Source organism: Streptomyces niphimycinicus (assembly GCF_018883605.1).
GTDB classification, from domain to species: domain Bacteria; phylum Actinomycetota; class Actinomycetes; order Streptomycetales; family Streptomycetaceae; genus Streptomyces; species Streptomyces niphimycinicus.
The window spans coordinates 1-6,174 of record NZ_JAHLEM010000714.1; the positions used below are offsets into that span (position 1 = coordinate 1).

Annotated in this window: 2 protein-coding genes; both read right to left on the bottom strand. The window is 70.4% G+C overall.

Features of this window, described 5'->3' with window-relative positions; translation table 11 throughout:
* The coding region (locus KN815_RS40935; RefSeq protein WP_216346864.1) for a type I polyketide synthase at window positions 1-1,337 on the bottom strand (1,337 nt) is incomplete at its 3' end.
* Window positions 1,338-1,381: 44 nt separating this feature from the next.
* The coding region (locus KN815_RS40940; protein WP_216346863.1) for a type I polyketide synthase at window positions 1,382-6,174 on the bottom strand (4,793 nt) is incomplete at its 5' end.

The window sequence follows — 6,174 nt, forward strand, 5'->3', positions numbered from 1 at the left end:
AACGCCGACACACCCACCCGACGCGGCCGATCCACATCCGGCCACACCACCTGCTCGGTCAGCAACTCCACCCCACCAACCGACCAATCCACATGCGGCGACGGCTCATCCACATGCAACGTCCGCGGCAACACCCCATACCGCAACGCCATCACCATCTTGATCAAACCAGCCACACCCGCCGCCGCCTGCGTATGACCAATATTCGACTTCACCGAACCCAGCAACAACGGCCGACCCGGATCACGATCCTGACCATACGTGGCCAGCAACGCCTGCGCCTCGATCGGATCACCCAACGCCGTACCCGTACCATGCGCCTCCACCGCGTCGACATCCACCGCCGACAAACGAGCATTGGCCAGCGCCTGCCGGATCACCCGCTGCTGCGACGGACCATTCGGCGCCGTCAACCCATTCGACGCACCATCCTGATTCACCGCCGAACCCCGCACCACCGCCAACACCCGATGACCATTGCGCTCAGCATCCGACAACCGCTCCACCACCAGCATCCCCACGCCCTCGCCCCAGCCGGTGCCGTCCGCCGCCCCAGCGAACGCCTTGCACCGCCCATCGGCGGCCAGGCCGCGCTGACGGGAGAACTGGACAAAGGTGCCGGGTGTCGCCATCACCGTGACACCGCCCGCAAGCGCCAGCGAGCACTCACCGTTCCGCAGCGCCTGCACCGCCAGATGCAACGCCACCAGCGACGACGAACACGCCGTATCCACCGTCACCGCCGGACCCTCGAGCCCCAGCGTGTACGACACCCGGCCGGACGCGACGCTCGCCGCGCTGCCGATTCCGACGTACCCCTCCAGCTCGTCCGGAACGGCCGACAGCCGCGAGACATAGTCGGAGGACATCAGTCCGGCGAACACCCCGGTCCGGCTGCCCTTCAGGGAGTCGGTCGGAATACCCGCCCGCTCCAGGGCCTCCCATGATGCCTCCAGCAGCAGCCGCTGCTGGGGATCCATCGCCAGCGCCTCACGCGGCGAGATACCGAAGAGGCCGGGGTCGAAGTGGCCGGCGTCGGGGAGAAACGCGCCCTCTCGGGCGTAGGACCGGCCCGCGCGATCCGGATCCGGGTCGTACAGGCCGTCCAGATCCCAGCCGCGGTCGGTGGGGAAGCCGGAGACCGCGTCCACCGCCGACTCCGTCAGCCGCCACAGGTCTTCCGGCGAGCTGACTCCACCCGGAAAACGACAGCTCATGCCAATGATCGCGATCGGCTCGCGGCTCTTGGCCTCGACATCCGCCAGGCGCTGACGCGTCTGGCGCAGATCGGCGGTGAGCTTCTTGAGGTACTCGAGTACCTTTTCGTCGTTCGACATCCCCGTGCCAGTCCCCTCGATCCCCGGTCGGACGTTCTCGCTGCTCATGACCCATCGAGTTCCTGGTCGATGATTCCGAACATGTCGTCGAGCGAGGCCGATTCCAGGTCTCCCTCAACGTTGCTCGACCGCGCCGGACGGTGCAGGTCAGCCCACATCGAAACGATGGTCTCCATCCGCGAGGACAACTGCTCGCGCATGGTGTCGTCCTCCGCCATCACCGAAATCATGGCGGCGACCTTGTCCAGCTCCCTGAGCCGCGCCGCGACCGGGTCGGCGGTCTCCGGCGCAACCTCGGCGAGCACATGTTCCGCCAGCGCCGCCGGGGTCGGATAGTCGAAGATCGCGGTCGCGGCCAGCCTGATGCCGGTGGTGGCACCCAGCCGGTTGCGCAGTTCCACCGCGGTCAGGGAGTCGAAGCCGATCTCCTGGAAGGTCCGCGCCGGATCGATCGCCGACGCGTCCGGGTGCCGTAGCACCGCGGCGACCTGCCCGCGTACCAGCTCCAGTACGGTCTGGCCCCGTTCCGCGTCCGGCATCTCGGCCAGGCTCTTCCGCAGTGCCACCCCACCGTCACCGGCCTCGGCGGCCCGGCGCGGCGGGGTCGGTGCCAGCGCGCTCAGCACGGGTGGCACCGTGCCGGTGGCCACCACCGCCCGCAGGTGCAGCGGGGTGGCCACGAGGGTGGGTTCGCCGCTTCGGCACGCGGCGTCGAACAGCTCCAGACCACGCTCGTCGGACAGGGGAACGGCGCCCGTACGGGTCATCCGCGCCACATCCTCCTCCGACAGGTGTGCGGTCAGGCCACTGCGCTGCTGCCACAGACCCCAGGCCACCGACACCGCGGCGAGTCCCTGGGCCCGCCGGTGGGTGGCCAGCGCGTCGAGGAAGGCGTTGGCAGCGGCGTAGTTGCCCTGCCCGGCGCTGCCCAGCACTCCGGTGGCGGAGGAGAACAGCACGAACGCGTCCAGGTCCAGCCGACGTGTCAGCTCGTGCAGGTGCCAGGCCGCGTTCGCCTTCGGCCGTAGGACGGTTTCCACGCGTTCGGCGGTCATCGAGCCGATGACACCGTCGTCCAGCACCCCGGCGGTGTGAACGACGGCGCGCAACGCCGGAATGGTGGCAAGCAGGGCGGTCAGCTCGGCACGATCGGCCACATCGCAGGCGGCGACGCGGATGCGGGCGCCGAGCGCCTCGAGTTCGGCGGCCAGGTCCGCGGCACCGGCCGCGGTGGCACCGCCGCGACTGGCCAACACCAGGTCATTCGCGCCGTGGGCGGTCACCAGGTGGCGGGCGACCAGACCGCCGAGGGTCCCCGTCCCGCCGGTGATCAGTACGGTGCCGGTGTCCCACGCGGGGGTCTTCCCGTCCGGTACGGGCGCCTTGACCAGCCTGGGCACCAGTACCGTCCCGGTCCGGATGGCCACTTCGGGTTCCCCTGCCGCGAGCACCGCGGGCAGCACCCCGAGGTCCGAATCGTCGTGGTCGATCACGACGAGCCGGTCGGGGTTCTCCTGCTGTGCGGTGCGCAGGAGCCCTCGTACGGAGGCTGCCGCCAGATCCGCCACGTCGTCCCCGGTGGCTGTGGCCACCGCGCGGCGAGTGAGCACCACCAGGCGGGTATCGGTGAATCGCGTGTCCGCGAGCCAATCCCGCACCACCTCCAGCACTCGGCGCAGGGTGGCCGAGATCGCTTCCGGGGCCGGACCGTCGTCCGCCTCGGGCAGACACGGCAGGACCAGCACATCCGGCACCTGGCCGACGGCGGCGAGGTCCCGATGGCGCTGCGGCGGCACATCGTCCACGGTCAGCGCGGCGGTCAGGCGCGGTTCGTCGTGGCCGCCCAGCAGGCCCCAGGACAGAGCCTGCGAGCCGACGGCGCCCGTGGGGAGTGGAAGCTCCTTCCAGTCAAGCCGGAACAGTGCGTCGCTCCGGCTGCCATCGGCCACTTCGAGCAGTCGGCTCTCCGCCACCGGACGCATCGCCAGCGTGTCGATGGACAGCACGGGCGCCCCGGTGGTGTCCGCCATCCGAATGGCCACCGTATCCGGACCCGCCGGGCTGAGCGCCACCCGCAGGGTGGTCGCACCCACCGCGTGCAGGGTCACCCCGCTCCAGGAGAAGGGGAGATGTGCCTGATCCGGCTCGCTCACGAAGGCGCCCAGGCCGATGCCCTGTAGGGCCGCGTCCAGCAACGCGGGATGCACTCCGCATCGGGCGGCGTCGCCCACTACCTGTTCGGGCAACGCCACGTCCAGGAACACCTCGCCGTCACGAATCCACGCCGCCCGCAGACCATGGAAGGCGGGGCCGTACTGATAGCCCCGCTCGGCCATCGCCGGGTACAGCTCGGTGACGTCGACCGGCTGGGCACCGGCCGGTGGCCAGGAAGAAAGGTACGCGGGCGGATCGCCATGCTCGCCCGCGCGCAGCGTGCCGCCGGCGTGGCGTATCCAGTCGCCCTCGCGGCGGGAGAACACCGTGAGGGGGCGGTTTCCGAGGTGATCCGGGCCGCCGACCGACACCTGGAGCTGCACGGTCTCCTGGTCGGGCACGACAAGCGGCTCATGCAGCGTCAGCTCCTCCAGTGTGTCGCAGCCGAACCGCGCCCCCGCCTGAAGCGCGAGTTCCACGAACGCGGTGCCCGGAAGAAGCACCATGCCGAGGACGGCGTGGTCGGCCAGCCACGGCTGCCCGGCCAGCGACAGCGCACCGGTCAGCACACAGCCATCCGCGTCCGGGAGCGGCACCGCCGCGCCCAGCAGCGGATGGTCAACGGCGCCCAGTCCCAGTCCGGATGCGTCGCCGGTGCGCGTGGATGGCGTCAGCCAGAACCGCTCACGCTGGAAGGCATAGGTGGGCAATTCGACGCGCCGAGCACCGGTACCGGCGAAGACCGCCTGCCAGTTGACCTCGGCACCGCCGATGGACACCTCGGCCAGCGACGTCAGGAACCGATCCACTCCTCCCTCGTCACGGCGGAGCGAACCGGTGGCCACGATGTTGGTGCCCATCGCATCGGCGGTGTCCTGGATGCCGATGGTCAGCACCGGATGCGGGCTGGCCTCGACGAACACCGTATGGCCCTGGCGTATGAGGGTCTCAATGGCGCCCTGGAAGTCCACGGTCTCGCGCAGATTCCGATACCAGTACCCGGCGTCCAGCTCCACAGTGTCCATGACCCGCCCGGTCACCGTCGAATAGAACGGCACCTGCCCGCCCCGCGGCTCCACACCCGCCAGAGCCTCCGCCAGCTCCCCCCGAATCTCCTCCACCTGCACCGAATGCGAGGCGTAATCCACCGGAATCCGCCTGGCCTCCGGGAACTCCGCCAACACCGCGTCCAGCACCTCATCCGCACCGCACACCACCGTGGACGCCGGACCATTCACCGCCGCCACCGACAACCCGGGGCGGGCACGGAGCCGGTCGACGGGCACCGGGACGGACACCATCCCGCCCCGACCCGACAAGGCCAGCAGCGCCTTGCTCCGCAAGGCCACCACCCGCGCGCCATCCGCCGGCGACAGACCACCCGCCACACACGCCGCCGCGATCTCACCCTGCGAATGACCAATCACGGCAGCGGGCTCGACACCGTACGAACGCCACAGCTCGGCCAGCGACACCATCACCGCCCACAACACCGGCTGCACCACATCGACACGGCCCAACGCCGCCTCATCCCCCAGCACATCGAACAGCGACCACTCCACCAACGGAGCAAGCGCATCCGCACACTCACGCATCCGCCCCGCGAACACCGGCGAGGACTCCATCAGCCCCAACGCCATCCCGACCCACTGCGACCCCTGCCCCGGGAAGACAAACACCACCGAGCGACCGGGCTGGGCAGCGCCGCCGGTCTCGATGGCGTCCAGCTCGCGCAGCAGTTCCGCGCGGTCCGCGCCCACGACGACCCCGCGGTGCGACAGGGTCGCGCGGGTCTCGACCAGGGACCATCCCACATCCACCGGGTCGAGTTCGGGGTTCTGCCGCACGAAGGATGCCAACCGCTGGGCCTGCGCCCGTAGCCCGGCCGCCCCAGCGCCCGACAGCACCCATGGCACCACGGGCAGCCCCGCCCGTTCGGTGTCCGGCTCACCGTTCTCGTCCGGCTCACCGCTCTTGTCCGGCTCCGGTGCCTGTTCGAGGATCACATGGGCGTTGGTGCCGCTCACTCCGAACGCGGACACCCCGGCGCGGCGCGGTCGGCCCTGGTCGGGCCACATGGTCTGCTCGGTCAGCAGCTCGATGGCCCCGGCGTTCCAGTCGACATGCGGGGAGGGCTCATCGACATGCAGGGTTCGTGGCAGCACACCGTTACGCAGGGCCAGAACCATCTTGATGAGTCCGGCGGCACCCGCGGCCGCCTGGGTGTGTCCGATGTTGGACTTCACCGAGCCCAGCAGCAACGGCCGCTCCGGGTCCCGGTCCTGACCGTAGGTGGCCAACAGGGCCTGCGCCTCGATCGGATCGCCCAGCGTCGTCCCCGTACCGTGCGCCTCCACCGCGTCCACATCCCGGGCAGCAAGCCCGGCACTCGCCAGCGCCTGCCGGATCACCCGCTGCTGCGACGGACCATTCGGCGCCGTCAGCCCGTTGGAGGCACCGTCCTGGTTGACGGCCGAAGCACGCACCACCGCCAGCACCCGGTGGCCGTTCCGCTCGGCGTCCGACAGCCGCTCCAGGACGAGCACCCCGGCGCCTTCGGCGAATCCGGTGCCGTCGGCGGCGGCGGCGAATGCCTTGCATCGCCCGTCCGGTGCGAGTCCGCGCTGGCGGGAGAACTCGACCAGCAGATCCGGTGTCGTCATCACGGCCACGCCACCCGCCA